This is a genomic window from Flavobacterium adiutor, assembly GCF_048282555.1.
In the GTDB taxonomy this organism is placed as follows: Bacteria; Bacteroidota; Bacteroidia; order Flavobacteriales; family Flavobacteriaceae; genus Flavobacterium.
On sequence record NZ_CP182487.1, the window covers coordinates 2,198,060 to 2,218,561 of the forward strand.

General features: G+C 32.7%; 17 protein-coding genes. 9 read left to right on the forward strand and 8 right to left on the reverse strand.

Translation table 11 applies throughout. The annotated features are described in order from the left end of the window. Positions 1 to 129 precede the first annotated feature (129 nt). Positions 130 to 2,142, forward strand: a complete 2,013-nt coding sequence (locus ACNC7R_RS09470) for a M13 family metallopeptidase (protein WP_417940760.1) — start codon at positions 130 to 132, stop codon at positions 2,140 to 2,142. 314 nt (positions 2,143 to 2,456) lie between these two features. Here ACNC7R_RS09470 and ACNC7R_RS09475 read toward each other — a convergent pair whose 3' ends face one another. Beyond that, entirely contained in the window at positions 2,457 to 3,128 is a 672-nt protein-coding gene (locus ACNC7R_RS09475; RefSeq protein ID WP_417940762.1) for a family 16 glycoside hydrolase, read from the reverse strand. 152 nt (positions 3,129 to 3,280) lie between these two features. Beyond that, positions 3,281 to 3,601: a helix-turn-helix domain-containing protein gene (locus ACNC7R_RS09480; RefSeq protein ID WP_417940764.1), complete on the reverse strand. Its 321-nt coding sequence runs from the start codon at positions 3,599 to 3,601 to the stop codon at positions 3,281 to 3,283. 208 nt (positions 3,602 to 3,809) lie between these two features. On the opposite strand from ACNC7R_RS09480, the gene ACNC7R_RS09485 reads away from it, so the two are divergent. Then, positions 3,810 to 4,595 (forward strand): IS982 family transposase, encoded by a 786-nt coding sequence (locus ACNC7R_RS09485; RefSeq protein WP_417943157.1) that lies wholly within the window; start codon positions 3,810 to 3,812, stop codon positions 4,593 to 4,595. Here the strand turns inward: ACNC7R_RS09485 and ACNC7R_RS09490 are convergent. Then, a complete protein-coding gene (locus tag ACNC7R_RS09490; RefSeq protein WP_417940766.1) occupies positions 4,576 to 5,163 on the reverse strand; it encodes a transcriptional regulator in 588 nt (195 codons plus the stop codon). The two genes, ACNC7R_RS09485 and ACNC7R_RS09490, sit on opposite strands and share 20 nt — an antisense overlap. Positions 5,164 to 5,391: 228 nt before the next feature. On the opposite strand from ACNC7R_RS09490, the gene ACNC7R_RS09495 reads away from it, so the two are divergent. Next, a complete protein-coding gene (locus ACNC7R_RS09495) occupies positions 5,392 to 6,477 on the forward strand; it encodes a GDSL-type esterase/lipase family protein (protein WP_417940768.1) in 1,086 nt (361 codons plus the stop codon). Positions 6,478 to 6,731: 254 nt separating this feature from the next. Here the strand turns inward: ACNC7R_RS09495 and ACNC7R_RS09500 are convergent, their stop codons facing one another. Then, positions 6,732 to 8,228 carry a S41 family peptidase gene (locus tag ACNC7R_RS09500; RefSeq protein ID WP_417940770.1) on the reverse strand — a complete coding sequence of 499 codons (1,497 nt, stop codon included), beginning with the start codon at positions 8,226 to 8,228 and terminating at the stop codon, positions 6,732 to 6,734. A gap of 44 nt (positions 8,229 to 8,272) precedes the next feature. On the opposite strand from ACNC7R_RS09500, the gene ACNC7R_RS09505 reads away from it, so the two are divergent. The 3 genes from ACNC7R_RS09505 (at position 8,273) to ACNC7R_RS09515 (ending at position 10,798) form a co-directional block, all read left to right on the forward strand. Continuing rightward, positions 8,273 to 8,653 carry a hypothetical protein gene (locus ACNC7R_RS09505; protein WP_417940772.1) on the forward strand — a complete coding sequence of 127 codons (381 nt, stop codon included), beginning with the start codon at positions 8,273 to 8,275 and terminating at the stop codon, positions 8,651 to 8,653. A 926-nt stretch (positions 8,654 to 9,579) separates the two neighbouring features. Next, positions 9,580 to 10,056 carry a hypothetical protein gene (locus ACNC7R_RS09510; protein ID WP_417940774.1) on the forward strand — a complete coding sequence of 159 codons (477 nt, stop codon included), beginning with the start codon at positions 9,580 to 9,582 and terminating at the stop codon, positions 10,054 to 10,056. Positions 10,057 to 10,240: 184 nt separating this feature from the next. Continuing rightward, positions 10,241 to 10,798, forward strand: coding sequence for a tetratricopeptide repeat protein (locus ACNC7R_RS09515; protein WP_278010179.1), 558 nt, complete (start codon positions 10,241 to 10,243; stop codon positions 10,796 to 10,798). Positions 10,799 to 10,862: 64 nt separating this feature from the next. Here ACNC7R_RS09515 and ACNC7R_RS09520 read toward each other — a convergent pair whose 3' ends face one another. Then, positions 10,863 to 11,153, reverse strand: a complete 291-nt coding sequence (locus ACNC7R_RS09520) for a DUF3892 domain-containing protein (RefSeq protein WP_417940776.1) — start codon at positions 11,151 to 11,153, stop codon at positions 10,863 to 10,865. 319 nt (positions 11,154 to 11,472) lie between these two features. Between ACNC7R_RS09520 and ACNC7R_RS09525 the strand changes: the two genes are divergently transcribed. Both ACNC7R_RS09525 and ACNC7R_RS09530 read left to right on the forward strand, forming a co-directional pair. After that, positions 11,473 to 12,177: a hypothetical protein gene (locus ACNC7R_RS09525; RefSeq protein ID WP_417940778.1), complete on the forward strand. Its 705-nt coding sequence runs from the start codon at positions 11,473 to 11,475 to the stop codon at positions 12,175 to 12,177. A 4-nt stretch (positions 12,178 to 12,181) separates the two neighbouring features. Further along, positions 12,182 to 12,688 (forward strand): hypothetical protein, encoded by a 507-nt coding sequence (locus ACNC7R_RS09530; protein WP_417940780.1) that lies wholly within the window; start codon positions 12,182 to 12,184, stop codon positions 12,686 to 12,688. 275 nt (positions 12,689 to 12,963) lie between these two features. Here the strand turns inward: ACNC7R_RS09530 and ACNC7R_RS09535 are convergent, their stop codons facing one another. Beyond that, on the reverse strand, positions 12,964 to 13,368 hold the full coding sequence (locus ACNC7R_RS09535; RefSeq protein WP_417940782.1) for a helix-turn-helix domain-containing protein: 405 nt from the start codon (positions 13,366 to 13,368) through the stop codon (positions 12,964 to 12,966). 181 nt (positions 13,369 to 13,549) lie between these two features. Here ACNC7R_RS09535 and ACNC7R_RS09540 point away from each other — a divergent pair, with 181 nt between their 5' ends. Then, positions 13,550 to 13,870 carry a hypothetical protein gene (locus ACNC7R_RS09540; RefSeq protein WP_417940784.1) on the forward strand — a complete coding sequence of 107 codons (321 nt, stop codon included), beginning with the start codon at positions 13,550 to 13,552 and terminating at the stop codon, positions 13,868 to 13,870. 17 nt (positions 13,871 to 13,887) lie between these two features. Here ACNC7R_RS09540 and ACNC7R_RS09545 read toward each other — a convergent pair whose 3' ends face one another. Together ACNC7R_RS09545 and ACNC7R_RS09550 are read right to left on the reverse strand one after the other, a co-directional pair. Next, positions 13,888 to 18,735: a RecQ family ATP-dependent DNA helicase gene (locus ACNC7R_RS09545; protein ID WP_417940786.1), complete on the reverse strand. Its 4,848-nt coding sequence runs from the start codon at positions 18,733 to 18,735 to the stop codon at positions 13,888 to 13,890. A gap of 224 nt (positions 18,736 to 18,959) precedes the next feature. Next, complete coding sequence (locus ACNC7R_RS09550) at positions 18,960 to 20,312, reverse strand: TlpA family protein disulfide reductase (RefSeq protein WP_417940788.1); 1,353 nt, start codon at positions 20,310 to 20,312, stop codon at positions 18,960 to 18,962. Between the last annotated feature and the right edge of the window lie 190 nt (positions 20,313 to 20,502).

Sequence of the window (20,502 nt, forward strand, 5' to 3'; positions counted from 1 at the left end):
GCTATTTTTTAACTTCATAATTAAAAACTGAATTCGTATATTGTTGTGCTAAAATTTTATATATCAGGTATATATGTTAAAAAAGCTGTTCTCAAACTTTTTTATTCATCTATAGAAATAATCCATATTATGAAAAATTCACTAATGCTCTTCATTGTATTATTAGTTTTTACAGCGTGTTCAAAGCATAACGGTAAAAAAAATATCACCATTACAGGAATAGATTCCACATTACGGCCTGGCAATGATTTTTTTAGATATGTAAATGGCAAATGGTATGATTCTGTGTCAATACCGGCATCCCAGTCCGGAGTTGGTGCCTATATGTTTATGAATTTTCCACAGCGGATTCGACTTCAGGGAATATTGGACAGTATCTCGCAAAGCAAGAATCCGGCAGGAAGTATAGCACAAAAAGTAGGTGACTTTTATGCATCGGGTATGGATACTGTAACCATTGACAAACGCGGTTATACACCTATCAAGCCACTTCTTGGCAAAATTGAAGCTATAAGGGATTTGCCTTCTTTAATGAAGTTTGTAGTAAATCAGGTAAAAGTAGACAATTCCTCTATTATAGCTTTTGGAGTATCACCAGATGACAAAAACAGCAATATGAATATTGCCCAAGTCTATCAAACGGGTCTTGGACTGCCTGACAGGGACTACTACTTCAAATCAGATTCATCGACTATTGCCATACAGGAATCTTACAAAAAATATCTTACTACATTATTTCAACTAACAGGCAGCAATTCCGCAGAAGCTAAAAAGAATGCTAATTTAGTTTACGATATTGACAAACAACTCGCTGTTTCTCATAAAACAAAAGTTGAACTTCGGGATGTTCAGGCAAATTATAATAAAACGGCTATCACAGACCTTGTAAAAAAACATCCCAACATAGACTGGATTGCTTTTTTAAATAATTTAGGAGCCAAAACCGATTCCATTAATGTAGGTCAGACCGCCTATTACGATGCCCTTAATAAGCTCCTGAAAACCATTTCCATACCAAATTGGAAAATTTATCTGAAAGCAAACTCTATAGAAAGATATGCAGATGATTTAAGTAAGCCTTTTGCAGAAGCTACTTTTGAGTATGTCAAAGTACTTTCTGGTCAGGCAGTTCAGAAATCACGTGGAGAAAAAATGGCTACGGTTATTGACAATTACTTAGGCGAGGCATTGGGTGAATTGTATGTGAAGAAATATTTTTCAGAAGATGCAAAAAAACGCATGCTGGAGCTAGTCAATAATCTGCAAAAGGCATACGGAAAAAGAATAGATAAACTGGAGTGGATGAGTCCTGCTACGAAACAAAAAGCCAAAGAAAAATTGTTTGCCATTACTAAGAAAATAGGATATCCGGATAAATGGAGAGATTATAGCAACGTACATATAGCTAAAAATACCTATTTTGAGAACATGGTTTCAGCCTCAGCAGCTGCATATCAATTTCAACTGGCAAAATTGGGCAAACCCGTGGATAGATCAGAATGGTATACCACAACTCCTACAGTTACAGCGTATAATAATCCTACTGCAAATGAAATTGTTTTTCCGGCAGGTATTTTGCAAGCCCCATATTTTGATAATAATGCGGATGATGCACTTAACTATGGGGGCATTGGAATGGTTATAGGTCACGAAATAACCCATACATTTGATGATCAGGGGGCTCAATATGACAAAGATGGCAATTTAAGAAACTGGTGGACAAAAGAGGATTACGAAAAGTTTAAGTTAAGAATACAACAGGTTATCAATTTGTACAGCACCTTTACTGTTTTGGGAGATGTACACATTAATGGAGCAATGACAGTTGGCGAAAATACGGCAGATATTGCAGGAATAGCAGTTGCGTATGATGCTTTTAAAATGACCCAACAAGGAAAAGGGAATACAAAAATTGACGGTTTTACTCCAGATCAGCGCTTTTTTATTTCTATAGCTAAAATATGGAGAGTAAAAATGAAAGATGAGTTTCTGCGTTTGTGGATTAATAATAATCCTCATTCTCCACCAAATTGGCGCGTTAATGGACCTCTAATGAATACTACACCTTTTTACGAAGCATTTAATGTACAACCTGGAGATAAAATGTTTTTGCCAGAGAAAGACAGAATAACGATTTGGTGATTTTGCTATCTAAAGCATTTTTTGCTTTGTTAGGAATTATAAATTCTTTAAAAGTTTCCAAATTTTTCATCTATAGCTTAAACAAAAAGGGCTTCAGTTTTTTTCTGAAGCCTTTTGTAGTAGTTGAGAAAAGTAAAATCCTTCAAATATTTTGTAGCGAATTTAAAGTAATCTGCTTGTCTGAAGTCGAATTAAATAATTCTTTTAAATTTTGAGTGTGAAAAAATTGACTTTAAAGGATTCAGATAAAACTAAAAACTTTTTTTTGTTTCCTGAAAAGGAGTGTTCTAGAGCATTGTTTCTGTAATTTTACACTATGATTTTTCCTTAGTTCTATAACTTATCTGGATGTTTTTAAAGTCTCCTCCGCTGCTGTCTGCTGTAAATAGCCCTAATTTTCCTGATGTTCGATTGTTGAGTTTTTCGACTATCAGCGAAGGCTGCACTGCATCGTTTATGTAGGCTTTAACAGTTGTGTTGTCGATTACTAATTTCATTCTAAACCAATCATTGGGATTTGGCGGATTGATAATTTCTTTCTCAAAAACCGCATTTCTTTCTTTTCTTAATTTTTCCCAGGTAAAATTGGGATGAGAAATATATTGCACCGCATGAATTCTCCGAACAGAGTCTTTAGCAAAAAAGTTAAATGGACGACAATAAACAGCATCATAATTATTGTCATTGGCACCGTGAAAAGCGATTCCAATAAAACTTCGTTGAAAAACGTCTTTTCCTCGCATTTCGATTTCAATTGTACCGTCTTTAAAATCCTTAACTGGCAGCCATACAATACCTTCTTTTTTATTTTCTGTTATTTTTAGATAGGCTCCACTATCAGCTGAAACGATTTTAATCTCTCTGTTTACGGATTTGAGCTTTCCCTTCTTGTAAAGAGTAACGAGATCAATATCTTGTCGCAGTTGGCCGAATAGAATTAAGGGAAGTAATGTCAAAGTAAATATAAATTTGATTGGCTTTTTCATTGAAATGCTATTTTATGTTCTAAGAGTTAAGTGATTCCCAAACAGAGAAGACCACATTTTCCAGTGATTTTGATATGAAATGACTTGTTGTTTTTCGGTGAAAATATTTTCACGTACAAAAATAGTACACAGGAAAAAAGAATAATGACCAGTTAGATAACAAAACTACCATTTTGATAAGTGTTTCTGAATTCTTTTGGAGAGATCCCTGTTTGAGCCTTGAAGAAACGCGTTAAATGATTAGCATGAGAGAATTGTAATAGATCCGAAATTTCATTGATATTAAGTTTTGTATAGTTTAGCAGAGACTTTATTTCAAAGAGAATAAATTCGTTTATCATTTCAGAGGCGGTAACCCCGAATTGTTTTTTGATGCATTTATTTAGTGTTACTCTGCTGATACCTAACTCTTGAGAGTAATAGTCGATGTTTCTTACTTTACAGACTTTATTTTGTAAAATTTCTTTAAACATATATGCAATAACCCGTTGGGTGAAATTATTTGAGTTAAATTAAAAACGATTAGATATTGGTCAAGACACTGCAAAGCAGTATCTTGAAGTCGCTAAACAACCAATATCCATGTCAAATATAGTTAAAAATTATTTTAAGGTTTTAGAAGTTATAAGTTCTTTGAATTATGATTCAGTATCTAAATCAAGAGTTGGAAGAAGTGGCAAGATGTCTGATTTAGAGGTAATAGCACTTAGTCTAACAGCTGAATTCATGTCTATTGATAGTGAGAATTCACTTTTTAAACAGATTAGTTCCGGTATGATTCCTAATTTAATTGAACGCAGTCAATTCAATAAAAGAAGAAGAAAACTGTTTTTGTTTTCTGAAGAAATCAGAACCAAATTAGCCAACCGATTCTTGGAGTTCGAAAACTATTTTATTGTTGACAGTATGCCGTTGGAAATCTGTAAATTTTCTCGTCACAGCAGAATTAAGATCTGTAAAGATGAATTTGAAACAGCTCCTTCTAAAGGTTTTTGTGCTTCACAAAACAGCTGGTTTTATGGTTATAAGCTTCATGGGGTTTGTTCTGTATCTGGAGTTTTTCATTCTTTAGATATTACAAAAGCAGAAGTTCATGATGTTCATTTTTTAAATAACATCAAAAACCAAATGTCTGATTGTGTTATTCTTGGAGATAGAGGTTATCTTTCCCAGAGTGTTCAATTAGACCTATTTCAAACAGTTAAAATCAAATTAGAAACCCCAAAAAGAATCAATCAAAAAGACTATAAACCACAGCCATATATTTTTAGAAAATCCACAAAAAGAATTGAAACTTTGTTTTCACAACTATGCGACCAGTTTTTAATTCGAAGAAATTATGCTAAATCTTTTAATGGTTTTAAAACAAGAATTTTAGCAAAAATAACGGCCATGACATTAATTCAATACATTAATAAATTCATATTTGACAGACCTATCAACAATATTAAAAATCAACTAATTTAATTTCACCCAACGGGTATGCAATACTATTATTTTCTGTTTCTGAAGACAGTTGATAATGCTGTGCATAGGCCCGATTGAGTTTGATTAGTATAAAATACAATAATGCTCTTATAATATGTTCGCTATCTGATTTGAATGTTTTTATTTCACTGATCAGCTCCTGAATTATATCTGTCAGCTGCAAAAAGAAGCCGTCATTGACCTTTAGATACAATGGTTTGGTTTTGTTGTAAAAAAACTGTAGCCTGAAGGAGAATAGTTTATCTGAAAAAAAATCAGACAGAAAACTATCCTGGAAAAATAAAAAATAACATTCGACTTTGGTTTTATCCAAAAACCATCTTCTTTTTTGAAAAGGAGAAATAAAAACGACTGTTTTATCTGAAATTTCAATTCTTTGATGATCAAGTTCTAAGTAGCCATTTCCTTTAGAGAAAAATATAAGTTCGTAAAAATCTGTATGATGGAGCTCACTTTCAAAAAAATAATTTGGAATGTCTTTATAGGTACCAATGTCAATTAGTAGCGCAACATTATATTTATTTTTTAAGAATTTGAATGTCTTCATTATTTAACTGTATGGAATGAATTACACTTACTAAGATTTTAAAGTTTTGTACCTGAAAATGCTAAATGGCAATAGGAAAACAAAATACTGCCGCTAAAATAGCATAACAAAGGATAAATATATTTTAAATCATTCTGTAAATTAGCATTTTAATATTCAATTTTTTTTTTTAAATCTTATAATTAATTCTGGCAAATGCGACAGGGTCTAATTTTTTAATTTTATAATATGATCAATTTAAAAAAGCTACACATATTAGTATTATTTGCTTTCATTTCGTACTCTTACTCACAGGAATTTGTAAAGCCTGATAATGCCAGAATCAATTACACGGGCAGGGTAGATGTTACAGCAGACTCTACTATGATTTACTGGCCTGGTACTACAGCCGGGATAACCTTTAAAGGATCAGGCGTTTCAGTAAAAATGAAGTCTTTAAAAGAGAAAGCATTTTTTTACGCCATAATCGATAAAGACGATAAAAAGCCTTTTAAGTTTGAAACAGATAATACCCTTAAAACGATAAAGATAGCAAAAGACCTTGGCCCGGGTATCCATACGTTAGAAATATACAAACTATCAAATTCTACATCAGTAAATGTATTGTATGGATTTGAGCTTTACGGGGAAACAAAAGTGTTGAAAAACCCTGACAATCGTACCAGAAAAATTGAATTCTATGGGAACTCAATTACAGCAGGTCACGGTGTAGATGTGCCGGAAGGAGGGAATGATTCTGGCATGCCTGAAGATTTCAACAATTATTATACGTATGCTGCAATAACAGCCAGGCATTATAATGCTAAACCTTCTATTATTGCCCGCAGCGGGATAGGAATTACAGTGAGCTGGTTCCCTGAAATTATGCCTGAAACCTACGATCGTACTGCTCCGCTGGATTCTTTAAGTAAATGGGATTTTACAAAGTACACACCAGATATTGTAGTGATTAATCTTTTTCAGAATGATTCCTGGATCGTAAACAAACCGGAAAATGAACAGTTTAAACGCAGATTTGGTACAGAGAAACCATCAGAAGCTTTTATAATTCAGTCGTATGCTAATTTTGTTCGTTCAGTCAGAAGCAAATATCCTTCGGCGAGTATAATTTGCGCCTTGGGTAATATGGATGCTACCAGAACTGGTTCAGAATGGCCGGGCTATATCCAAAAAGCCGTTGATCAATTACACGATAAAAAAATATATACCGTATTTTTTCCTTATAAAGAAAGAGGCAACCATCCTGATAGAAAAGAACAGGAAGCAATGTCCCAACAGCTCATTGAATTTATTGACCGTAATATAAAGTGGTAAAACAATCGGCAATCGTACGTTCACGGGCAAAACACTCGCGCCCAATGTCATTAAGTTAAAGATTAAATGATTGCTGATTTTTGATTAACGATTTTTGATTTCAGATGTAAAAAACTCCAAAAAGCAACAATCTAATATTTAGTTAAGCCAAATCTGAAATCAAAAATCGTTACTACTCAATCTAAAATCTCTTCAGTTAATAATATTGCACTCGTGGCAGCCTTTAGATTTTAATTTATAAATTTCGTTGCTATTTATTGTTTTCTCAACCTTTTAAAATCCTCGATATATAAACCTTTGGCAGTATTTGTAGGGTTGAATGCAGCAAGATTGCTAATATTTAAGGACAAAGAAGGATTGGTAGTTTTTACTGTAGTTCGCAGGGTTTGGCCTGTAATTAATTCAAGAGCTTTATTCAAATAAGGATCTTTTACGTTTCCAAATTCAACCAAATTTAAGAAAGCGCTATATGGATTAATTTCGTAATCGGGTGTAATTTTCGATGGATTTGCGTCTTTGTCTTTGTTATAATAGGAAAAGGTAATGGGTTGCAATTGCCATTTGTGTTTAGTGCTTCGATTGGCATAGGAAATATAATTATAAGCAGGAGAATCGTATAGTGTGTTAGATCCTACAAATTTACCAACCGTTTCTTCGCCTATTGTGATTACGTTAATGTATTTTTTAAGACATTGTATGGTGAGCTCGCTGGCAGAAGCGGTTTGAAAACTTACCAGCACATATATTTTTGTTAAAGCAAGGCTGTTGATACTTTCTTCTCTCTGAAAAGTGGGTTCGTTATCAACCAGATTAAAAATGTTTACTTTTTCGGAAAGATTTTCATAGCCGTCTTCACTATTGTGTTTATTATTGAAGTCTAAGTAAATATAGGGTTTGTTGGTAAAACTTCCGTTAATCATTTGTGCAAGGGCAACTGCTGTTTCTAATGAACCGCCTCCATTATATCTTAAATCTAAAACCAATTCGTTAATTCCATCCGATTTCATTTTAGCGAAAGCGGCATTGAGTTCGTCATTATAATCAGACTTGAAACCATTATACACCAAATAACCAATATTTTTGCTGCCATATACTTTCTTTTCGTAATAAGCAACCGGGTTTTCATCAATAGTAGCTTTTGTTACAGTCACCGTTCCTGCTTTGTCTGTGGTTACCATGCTGCCGTTTGTAAATTTCACACTTGCTGCCAGAGTAATGGTAACTTGTGAATTTTCTAGTTGGTCATAATTACTTGAAGTTAGCTGGCTTCCATTTATTTTTGTAATAACATCGCCTCTTTTCAATCCCGCCAAAGCTGCTGGTGAGTCAGGTACAATGTAGTCAATTAAAGCTACCATATTTGTATTGGATGCGTCTTTAGGATAAATTCCATAGCTAAAACCACCTTTTTTTTCGACTTCTGCAATTTTTGAAGCATTCACTATCTCATTACTGTTTTCAATCCAGGAGAATCGGTCAACAGTTCCTCTTTGATAGAGGAGTGAATAAAAAAGCGCATCGGGAGTTTTTCCGTTAATAAAATTGTTATATGCTGTGGCAGAAGCGATTTTGCTGTCAGACAAATCGGTAACATTGGGTTGCCAGTAGTACCAGGAATTCATAGCCTTCCAGACAAAGTTGTTAATCTCGTCTGGTTCGGTAGCTGTAGTTTCATTAGCATCAGAATCCTTGCTGCAAGCTGTAAAAAACAATCCTATAAGTAATGTTTTAACAATATATTTTAATTTCATTATTTTTTCAATCGTTAAATTTGTGGATATAAAACGCCAAAAGTATGAGAAATAGTATTTCAAAAGCCATCTTTTTATTATTTTCTTTCGCGATTTTTTTTCTTTTTTCCTGTTCCCGACAACTTTTAGATATTAAAAACCAAACGTATAAAAGTTATAACAGAAATAATGAGAGAGGATATGTGGTTAGTTTTAAATTAAATGACGCTGCTGTTGTTCCAAAATCGGTTGTGATCAATGGTATTGTTCAGGATATAGCAAAAGAAAACAAAGTTGGAGATACTTACCAGATAAATGTGATTGCGCAAACTACCCTAATTCATAATTACCAGGTAAAATTGGATAAAAAAGAAAATGGAATTTATTTTGAGAAAAATTCCAATATATTTTTTCAGCCTGTAAAATTCAAATTAATCACAGACTAATTGAAAAACTTTAAATTACTTTTTTATAAATACAGTAAATCCGCTGGTATGAGCGTCTCGCTCGTCCCTCAACGGAAAAGCTGTCTAAATGTTTAGATTATATACATTTAACCCCCGATCGCTTGTATATGCGCAACGATAGCGGAAATTCTTTCCGTGCCCGTTGCTATATTAATAAAAGCGGATGTAAAGGTTTAGTTAAAAACTGGATTTATCTGTTAAAGATATACTTTGTGGGTACGGTTACATATCCGCGCGATCGGGTTAAATAGATCCGCTCGCAGATTGAGAACATTATAAAAAACGTTTTGCTCTTTTGAGTTCAATAACCTTTGGCTTTAGCCAAAGGTTATTTAGAAATTGTATTTATTGGCTTTAGCCAAAATGATATAACTCTTTTGGCTAAAGCCAATTCAATAGTTAACCTAAATTCCGTTGACTAAAGTCAACGGCAATTGAAAAACAATAGTAACCTAAATTTAAGATAAACAGAATTAACTCTATTTTCATTTTGTGACATTTTTTTCAAAACGAAAAAAAAATCACAAAATCGGTGACAAAATTTTCAGTTCATAAAAAATGTCACAATATCGGTGGCAAAAAATTCGTTTTAAAAAAATTGCGCTTAATTCTATTAATTACAGCATTTGTTGAAAACCAATTTTGTTGATTTTGTTGTCATTCCGACGAAGGAGGAATCGCACAAGTTGCTCACGTTATGTGATTCCTCCTTCATCGGAATGACAAAAGCTGTAAATAGTAGAATTAAGACTTTATTCTCTATGCGGGTGCGAAGTCAGGAGACGTTCGCACAGCTTTTCATAAGAATTCTTCGGGGTAATTAATGTCTAAAAATTTGATATGTTCGTCAGCTTTGACTAATTTTGAGTTAATTTAACGGTAAAAACAAAAATTAGATGGTCGAAATGAAAATAGGAAAGCACTGGCTATGTTACACTCCAGTATGGTTTATAGCTATAATAAGTATTATGTTGCTAATATTTGGAAATGGTAATGTGTATTTGTTTGGTTGGATTTTATTAGGATTCAATATACTAGGATATTTTACAATTAAAAGCTACAAATGGATAGCAAAAGACGGGGAAATCCTAATTGAATCGGGTGTGCTGCCATGGCAAAAAAGTTACATACGAATTCCAGTGGCAAGAGTATTGGGAATGACAGTAGACGGTGGTGGTTTTTTTGGTTGGTTTTTAAATTATGGAACGATTACTTTAAATGCATTGGACGGGTCATCATCCCCAATTATAGGAAAACATATGAAAGGAGCTGTTGCTTTCATGGAACATATTACGGGAGGGGATAATCCCGATCGCTCATATATCCGCAACGATAGCGGGGAAATTCTTTCCGAGCCCGTTCCTAATATTAATAAAAACTGATATAAAGTATATAGTTAAAAACTGAATTTTATTAAATCTGTTAAGATATATTTGCCGGGCACGGATTACAAATCCGTGTGATCAGGTGGTTTGCTTTTGAGACAGCTTCTTTTTGTTTTTTTATTTTAAAGAAGAACGTTGTGTATATTTAACCACAAAATCAGCAAACATGAACCATTTAAAGATGAAAAGAATAATATTACTATTTACTATAATGATTGGGCTAAATAGTTGTGGTCAGAAAAATGAAAATTCGGTAGAAAATGAAAAATTTGAAGCAAAAATTCTAAAAATGAATGATTCCGAATTGTTAGCTTATTCAAATAAATTGTACGATTCTAATTCTGAAAATGCAAAAACCATAATTGCCTTTCAAGAATGTGTAAAAAGAAATATAGACAAGGGAAATAGTTTATATAGACTTGGAGTAAGTTACATTGAAAATAGAGAGATTGAAACTGGTATAGAAAAACTTGAAGAATCAATTAAAATAAATCCGAAAAATTTCAAAGCATATTTCAATATTGGTGCAGTTTGTTATGATACGAGACAATTTGAAAAATCAATCAAATTTTATAAAAGATCATTAGAAATTGAACCTAAAAATGACGCAAGTTATTACGGAATTGCTTTATCTGAGTATGTCTTAAATGAAATAAAGAGTAGTAAAGAAAATTGTGAAAAAGCACTACAATTAAATCCAAATAATGAGAATGCTAAATTATTATTAGCAAAATATTAAATGAATAGATTTTGGTTAACACGAGCAAGCTACAATTAAGTAGCTTGCAATAGCCATTTTTTTATTATGCAGGACATTCAGACAAACTAAGTAAATTATTACTTGTAGTGTTATCGTTTGCAGTTTTTAAGTATTTATATCCCGCAGGACTTATCGCAATTATAACATTAACTCTGTTGCTTCCTTGTCCTACATAAAAGTTCCATTTACCAGATTCAATAGCTGAAATTGCTTCTGTCTGACTAATTTTCCAACGGGTTCCGTCCCCATTTATATCGCCAATATTCACGATTCGTTCATGAATATTTGTTCTATCAGATTTGTTTATACATCTGATCTCATGTAATGATGCCATAATTTAATAATTAAAGGTTAGAAGTCAAATTTATATTTTAGAGTTGGCTTCTTATTACGGTTTCCCATATTTAGAGTTAATTGAATCCTAATCGCTCAGATACGCAAGCGATAGGGTGAAAATTCTTTGCCGTTCCTATATATTAATAAAAACGGATATAAAGTATATAGTTAAAAACTGAATTTTATTAAATCTGTTAAGATATAATTTTTGGGCACGGATTACAAATCTGCGCTATCGGGAATATTTTTTTAACTGCGCAAAAACATTGCGTATTATAAAAATATCTTTGCTCAATAATTAATTAAATCTAAATGAAATGATAAATAATATTGAAGCAAGACGTGAAACTGCAAAATTAGGCCTTCAAACTTTCTTTATGGATGTTGAAAATAATTTTCACGACAGAATTTCAGATGAAGCAATTCATATTTTTGAAAAGAAGATTATTGATGCTAATACTAAAGATCGATCTGATGAATATGAAAGAGGAGATTATTCTGGTCCGACTATGGAGATTTATTTTATGGAACAGGAGCTGAAAGCAATTTCAGAAATGAAAATTATTTATGCTTATAAGCATTTTGAAAATAAATTAAAATTTTTATTAGGTGCTGCTTATGGTGTTTCTAAATCAAAAATGTTTAAATGGGAATTTGTGATTGAATTTTTGAATGAGAAAAATATTGATATTAAAAATGTAAATTGTTACACAGAAATAAATGAATTACGAAATTTAAATAATTCTATAAAGCACTCAGATGATATGAAAAATGATTCAAGAGTGATGTCAATACAAGAGTTTAAAGAAAAGCGAATTATTCTATATGAAGATCTTTTGGTTTTTTATAAACGAATTGAAAATGCTCCTTCTGCTTTTATATATTCATTATCGGATTATATATATAAAGATTTATATGTTTTTGATGAAAATAGGATTGATCAAGAAGCGGAAAAAATTGCTCTCCGAATGACAGAAGACGAAGCAACAATTTTAATTAAAAAACTTAAAGAAAAATATTGATATTATGCACAATTTTGAAGATTTAATATACAGGAGTACATCATTTACGTTAAGTTCGTTAGAAGATACTAATTCAAAAATTATTGAAGCGCTACAAACAAGTGCATCAACAGTTCATGTGAAAAATTTACAGATGATCCAACTTCAAAAGACAATATTTGCCATTGGAATGTTCTCAATGTTTGATGCAATATTACAGGATGAATTATCTTGTCGAAATGGATTTGAAGGTGCTAAAAAAAGGCTTAAAGAAAAACAAAAACTAGAACTTCATGATCGTTTCGAAGATTTTATATGTGCTATAAATGTATTAAAGCATGGAGAGGGAAGAAGTTATCATACTTTAGAGTCAAAATATGCAAATCTACCTTTCAAAATAAAATTGAAAGGGCAAAGCTTCTTTGAAGAGGGTGATATTTCTGAAATTAATACATTAATAGAAGTAGATGATAATTTTATTTTAAACTGTGCAAATTTAATTGAAACTGTTTTAATTGAAATTAGAAATTAAATATGCTTGCAATCAAAGATTATAATCACAAACAACTTTATCACAAATTAATGAAATACTTTACCCATTCCCCGAAGAGTTACTTATGAAAAGCTGCGCAAACGTCTCCGACTTTGCGCAATTTTTTTTAGTTGTTATAAATTGTAATCGCTTCATGAGTCTCTGACTCTTTTTCTGTCAGTTCAGAAATACTTCAAAAATAAGTTAAATCTTGTGTTTTTTGAGTAAAGATTTAAAATCAAAGAAGGATAAGTAATTACGGATCAGACAAATAATTATTTACCAATCAATTTCTCTAGCCTAACCATCATCTCATCTTTCTCCTTCAACATCCTCTCATACAAAGCAATTTTTTCTTCGTGAAGCTTTAAAATTTCTTGCAATGGATTAACATTATAAGTACCACCAGAATTACCGATGAATGCTTCATCATGAAAAGTATTAGAAATAATATTTATCGCCTGCTCTTCATCAAAATTCTGAAAAGCCTCAACCGGAATTTTTAATACAGCTGAAATTTGTTTTAGCAAACTGTCTTCAATTACATCTTTTTGCTCCAGCATAGAAATTTTCTTTTGGTTCCAGTCTTCACCCAGATCATAAGCCAGTGCTTCCTGCTTGATGTTAAGCATTTCTCTAAAACGTTTTACGTTTCTTCCCTGATGTATTTTCTGTTCCATAAATGAGTATTAGTTTTCTAAAGGGGCAAATATAAAGCCATCTGCATTAAAAAGTGTGAATTTCAAAGATAAAAAAATATCCTGTAAAACATCTTTTCTGTCAGATATTATATCCAAATCCGGAATAGTTTATCCTTTTGAAAGAGTCGAACTTCGTTGGTGAATTTTAAATCTTCTCGCCATGAAAAAGAATAAAATATCCTTCAATACGAGATTTTGGGCTGGTTTTGCGGCAGGAAATCCATTTGAAGCATTTGATGCCATATTTGATTTTGCTCACCTTGATTATTATAAGCAGAATTTGAGCGAAGCAGTGCTTCACTGTTATAAAAGAAAAGTTTATATGCAGGAAAATCCGTCTCATGTTTTTGTCTTTTATACCGCAATCAGTTCATTTATTAAAATTTGCCACAGTCTGAAAGGAAAAAGCAGGAAGTTTTTTCAGCAGTATTTGGAGAGAATATTGGATATTTTAATAGGTGATCACGCTAGATTTTACTAGAGTAGCAAATCTAATTTTTACTTATGCTGAATAGCTTCAAAATAAAGTTCAGGTAAAATTATTTTGATTTCCTGGGAAGTTCCTTCTTTAAGCCAGTACAATATGAAATTTACGTTGGCACTTTTTAATTTATAGTGTTTTGACTCCATTTCCTCAATTTTCTTAATGAGCAGTTTTGAAAATTTCAACACCGGTTGCCCATTTGAATTTAAGCATTCATCACCCTTAACTTGTAACGTTTCTCCACACGTTAATTGCGAAACTAGAACCTGTTTGTAGATGAAATAGTCTAGCCATATGTCTTTCAGGGTGGCATGAATAGCTATTTTATCAGGTGTATTGTAATTGTGAAAATCGTTGATTTGTTCAAGATTTTCTACTGTCAAATGATTGAGATAGTCTGCGTTTAGATGCACATACAGATTGCGTTTAGCTCTTGTCATTGCGACATATAACTGCCGTTTTGCTTCATCTGTAGTGGCATTAAAGTTTTCAAGTAAAAGAAATACATTATCAAATTCTTTTCCCTTGGCTTTATGGATGGTTGATACAAAAATTGTTTCACCATTTTCATTATAAAAATCCTCCAGTTTAGATTCACGAATCAAAACTTCTAAATCAGACGTATATTTTTTGTAAGGATTAGTGGTTTCAAAGTCTTTAATTATGTTAAGGCAGATTTCTAATTTATTGCTGTTAATAAAGGCACTCATCAGTTCTCGTTTGGCATTGTCCCAAACCTCATCACTGATTGTATAGATATTAGGTCCTAAATCTACTTTATCTAGTAAAAACCGAACTTCAGCAAGATTATACAAATTAAAAGAGTCATTAGATTGTATCAGTTTTGACTTGAAACCATTCTTTAAAAGCAGACCAGCAACTTTAATAGCCTCTTCATTCGTTTTTGTGAGTACGCATGTAGTTCCGGAAAGATCTGCGTTAGCTATATCAGTTACAAGAGGCGTAATCAGATTATTACTTTGATAGCTCACAACCTTGATTTTTCCATTTTCAGTTTGATTGGCCATAATCGGTGTTTCTTTCAATCGGTGCTGAATTTGTCGGACAAATTGATTTGAGAATGTAACCAGATTACTTTTACTACGGTAATTTTCAACCAATTCGTGTTTTACGGCCTTGTTCTCATAAATGAATCGTTCCAGATATTTAGAACTTGCACCCCTAAATTCATAAATATTTTGGTCATCATCTCCCACAGCAATAACCCTCATTTCTTCATTCTGCTGGATCAATGCATTGATAAGAGCGAACTCCTCTGCGTTCATATCCTGAGCTTCGTCAATAACTAAAACGGTCTTTGTAATTTTGCTTGGCTCAACATCTCCATTTTTAATTCTTTCAACCGTACTATTTAAAATATCCGCCGATTTTTCTAAAGTACCAACTTTTCCCAATAGATCAAAACAATAAGAGTGGAATGTTTTAATCTCAATAAAGTTTGCGGCATTTCCAATAAGCTTTAATAAACGCTTTTTAAATTCAGTAGCAGCAGCTCTTGAAAAGGTCAGCATTAATAGCTGCTCATGTTTAACATCCTCCATTAACAGGAGTGAAGCCAGTTTATGAACCAGCACCTTGGTTTTTCCACTACCAGGGCCTGCAGCAACAACGATATGCTGTGTTTCATTATCATTAATAATTTTCAACTGCGTAGGAGAGAGTTCACCGAATAGCTGCCTGAATTTTGCAGGTGTAATATTGCGCTTAATCTCATTTTGTCTGCTGCCTTTAAAATATTTATTTAAGAAAGAACTATAATTGAGTTGGAAATAATCTTCCACAAACTGAAGTGCATTTCTATAATCGGTAATCATCTTTTGGGCATATTCTCCCACAATATGAATTTGTTGGACTTTGTTTTCGTAGAACTGATTGAGTTTTTGATAATCGTCTTTAGTGTATTGCTTTTTATTATTTTGTTCGGTTCGTTCAATAGTTAAGCGGTTATACAAGATAAGAAAACCGCCCTCTATCTTTATTGCGTCAATTCGTGAAAGATAGAACAGCGTATCTTCAATATCATCAATGTTTACTTCTTTTTTGAAAAGACTGAAACTGTTATCATATGCAGCCTTTAGCTCATGTACTGAAAACTCCACCAAAATCTCATCTTTATCTTCCTGATCTTTTAGGGCTCCAGTAATGGTTTTATCATAAAAAAATTCAACGATAAATTTTGCAAGTTCATGCCGTTTTTCAAGCTTATCTTTTAATTGTTGTTTACTTTGAAGGCAGTATACAGCAATGTGATTTTTAGAATGTTCTAAGTTTTTCCTCTTAATCCAATTTTTAATAGACCAAAAGTTAATTACTGTTTTCAGCTTATTGGTATTTACACCTTCACAACCATTTTTTTCAGCCTCCTCGTTCAATTCTTTTAAATGAAAAATACTTTCTTCTTCTTTAAAAACCGGAAGTAAAAAGTTTTCAATTTTACTATATGTCTCTACAATGGCAAAGGAGCGGTTTTTATTGTCTGCTTTCTTAATAAATGCGGTCAAGTCCTTTGCATCGGCCAAGATATTCTCCTCACGTAACAGGTTTATAATATTAATTACTTCTTCTTTTACAATACCTAAATGATCGCTGATATAATCTACTCTTGATTCGGCAGTTTCGTTACTGGTCTGTTTTCTGCTTTTACTTGAAAAGAGTTTTTTTATAATACGTATGCCTTGTTCTTTTTGTTTTTCTTCAAATTTTTCAGAAGTGTTTATTTTATTTATTGCTTCCTGCGCATTTTTAGATAAAATACTGTTAGCAAATACTCTCGGCATGTTCTGGCCACGTTTAAGATATCCGGCATCTTCAAGAGCAGCAATTGCGGTAGTTACTCGTGTTTCTATTTCTACCACATTATCATCCCAGCCTGCTTTGCGGGCAATCTCCAATGCTGAATTGGATACTTTAGAGCGGAATCTTGTGATATCTTTTATCGCTTTCCATACCTGCTGGATTTCTTTTATGGAAAGTTTGGTCTGGTTTAGCAGGATAAAGTGTTTACTGAGGTCTTCTTCATTAAAAAGTACAAAACAATCAGCTGAAATATTTTCATCTCTTCCTGCGCGCCCTGCTTCCTGAACATAGTTTTCAAGTGAATCTGAGATTTCATAATGAATGACCAGGCCCACATCTTTCTTGTCGACCCCCATACCAAAAGCAGAGGTTGCCACCATAATCTGCGTTTCACCATTTAAAAAAGCATCCTGGTTCTCGGTCTTGTCCTGTTTCTCCATTTTTGCATGGTATGCTTTTGCACTAAAACCATCATTTGCCAACCTTTCAGCTAGCAGATTAGCTTTTCGAGTTCGGGATACGTAAATAATAGTAGGGCAGTTTTTCTCTTCAATTAAATCCCGTGCAGTCAAATATTTTTCTTCTTCATTTTGCTTTTCAAACACCTTATAGTGAAGATTAGTCCTTGATGCTTTTGAAGTAAAAATTTCAAGATCCAGTGATAACTTTTCACTAAAGTAATTTCTTATATCCTCAATTACTTTCTGTTTGGCTGTTGCGGTAAAGCATGACACAGGAATACCATCTTCAAGGTTTTTCTTTTCCTGAATTAATTTTATAAAATCGCCAATGTATAAATAGTCCACCCTGAAGTCTTGTCCCCATGAGGAAAAACAGTGCGCTTCATCAATTACAAAACGGGTAACTTTCCTTCCTAAAATCAGTTTTTCTATAGTTCTTGACCGCAGTGATTCAGGAGAAATATATAAAATAGAAGCAGAACCATCTTCAATTCTTTCAAATGATTTGGCTCTTTCAATAGGGTTCAATAGTCCGTTAATGGTAACGGCTTCCGTTATGCCATTCTTTTCGAGGTTGTCAACCTGGTCTTTCATTAACGACTGAAGCGGAGAAATTACGATGGTCAATCCTTTTGAATTTTCAGCGCTCATAAGTGCCGGAACCTGAAATGTAATTGATTTTCCTCCACCTGTCGGGAATACAGCCAGTACCGACTTGTTATGTACTGCTGCCATAACGGCTTTTTCCTGCAGTGGCTCTCCACCATAAGTCCGGTACGAATCGAAACCAAAGAATCTTTTTAATCCTTTGTAGATGTCAAGGGCGCTATTACAATAAGTACAGCCGGTTATGCAAGGTTTGCTTCGTAACAATAACATGAGGCGTTCTACCTCGGGAAAGTTCTTTAAGACCCAGGGAGGTGTAATTGAATGAACCGTTTTATGGATTATAAATGAATTAATCAATGCCAGACAATACGACAGTTCAATAGGATGTTCAGCTATTATTTTGGTTAGATCTACATTTTCACAAATTTCGTTACGGAACTTTAATCTAACAAGAGCTTCTGTATCAGTATTAATACTCCTGTAGTTTACAAACTTAAAAAATGCACCAAATTCCTTTGTGGAATTTAATAGAAGGTAGAAGATTTTTTTTAACGTCTCATCAATTTGCCAAAAAGCGGCAACCTCACTATTGAATAAATCCCGTGCCTTAATGGAATCGTTTAGCGGGTTATTTGTATCTTCCGTTTGGAGTTTATCATCCTTCAATAATGCATGGTAAGGTTTTGTAGGGAATAATAAGGGGGATAGGTATAGGGTATCAATTATGTTTGTAGGTTTAATACCAACATCATAGATTACCTTGCCTAGATATTTTATGTCGTGATTTAATATGTTATGCCCGCACACATAGTCATCGCCTTTTAGGAATTGAAAAAAATCCCCTAAAGACGCTTTATGGAATTGACTACCGTTTTGTTTGATTGCACCTATATCAAGGATTTTGCCTTTTTTTGGATCAATTTCGGTGTCAATAAAGGTAATGAAACGGGTATTATTCTGTTCATGTATTAGCATTCAACTCAATAAATTTCGGTTTTGGGTATCTATCGGGCTATAAATTCACAAGTGTTTAATAGTGAGTATGATAGTATGCTAATTTAACATTTAATTTGTAAATTTAAATATTTACATATAACAACCTGTGAATTACCCTAAATGTTTACACTTCGCAAACAGTTACTGCTGAAAATTAATAAATTAAGATGCCTGTCAAAAACGAGAAGCTCATGAATGGAGAATTAGATTTTCAAACTGTTTAATAATTCAATAAGTTTTGGGTCAGATGGTTTTGGGGCGTATGCACTAACAATATTACCATTAGGGTCAATAAGGATAAATGTGGGAACTCCCCGAACACTGTAATCTTTTATGATTTTAGATTCCCATTCATTTTCTGCCAATAATTGAATCCCGCCTAATTGTTTTTCCACAACAAATTTACTCCATTTCGGCTGATCGTTTATTGCATCTATTGAAATACTGACAAACTCAATATTTTTTCCTTTATACTGTTCTTCTACTTTTTGAAGAAACGGGATTTGCTCACGACACGGACCACACCATGTTGCCCAAAGATCAATGTAAACATATTTTCCTTTGAGATCTTCTAAAGAAGTTTTTCCTCCTTTTTGATTTTCATAATTAAATCCCGGAGCTACATTTCCAGGCCGTAAAGCATTTGCGGTGTTATAATTTGCTGTAAGTTTTTCTTTTAATATTGGATTGTTTGTAATCGATAAAAATTCCTGATACACTTCGTCATAACTCTTATTCTGAATGTTCACATCATACGATAAATTTTCAATTAAACGATTTTTGATGCTTTGACTTTTTAAAGCTTTAATTTGCGGAATTGCATTTTTTGTTGAAATCATTGGACTGTCTTCATCTGCTTTTACATTTTCATAGAACTTCTGCATCACAATGTCCTGATAATGGTTTGAGAATAGAAAATTAGAATTATTGTCCATGTCAATTCCTTCATCAAATTTTGGATATGTTTCGGAAACTTTAAAACTATCTAATTGGGCATAGTAATAATGATATTTTTTATAGAATAATATATGCTTTTGTTCCAAATAATAAATGCTTCTGGCTTCTTTTTCTTTGAATCCGACATCAGTAAATTTTGTTTTGAGATATAAATTATTAACGGAAGTTTTTATTTCGTGAAGCCTTTTCAGGAATTCTTTTTCATTAAGTTTATAAAGTCGATCATCGGGAGTTGCAGAATTTATAAGCTGTTTTTTAGCAAGATATTGATTCTCTATATATCCTTTGCCTGTAAATTTTAAAGTGGCATTCAGGTTTACATCATCAGCATATATTTCCAGTTTGTAATCTTTAGACAGATACATAGGAATACTGTTTTTAGTAGTTTCGATTGTATATATACCTTCAAATTCTAATTTCAGGTTTTCTGAAAAACTGCCATCTGATTTGAGCTTTATTTCTTTGTCGAGTAATTCTCCTTTAATTCTAATGGTTTTATTTTCTGTATTTATGATTTTACCGGAAATAATTATTGTTTCTTCAGCAGTACTAAAGGAATATAAAGTAACGATTAGGAATAAAAGGAATGTTTTTTTCATCTTTGGTGGTTTAGAAGGTTAGTTTTTTGAAATCAAACACTGATTAAAATTAAGAATTAATCTTTTAAAAATGAATTTGCTAATGATATTTAATTGATTTCTAAAACTAATATCAAAGACAGCAAGTTTGCTACTGAAAAAATGGATACGACGATGCTCGGGCAGATTTTATTATCGGCATCAAAAGCAG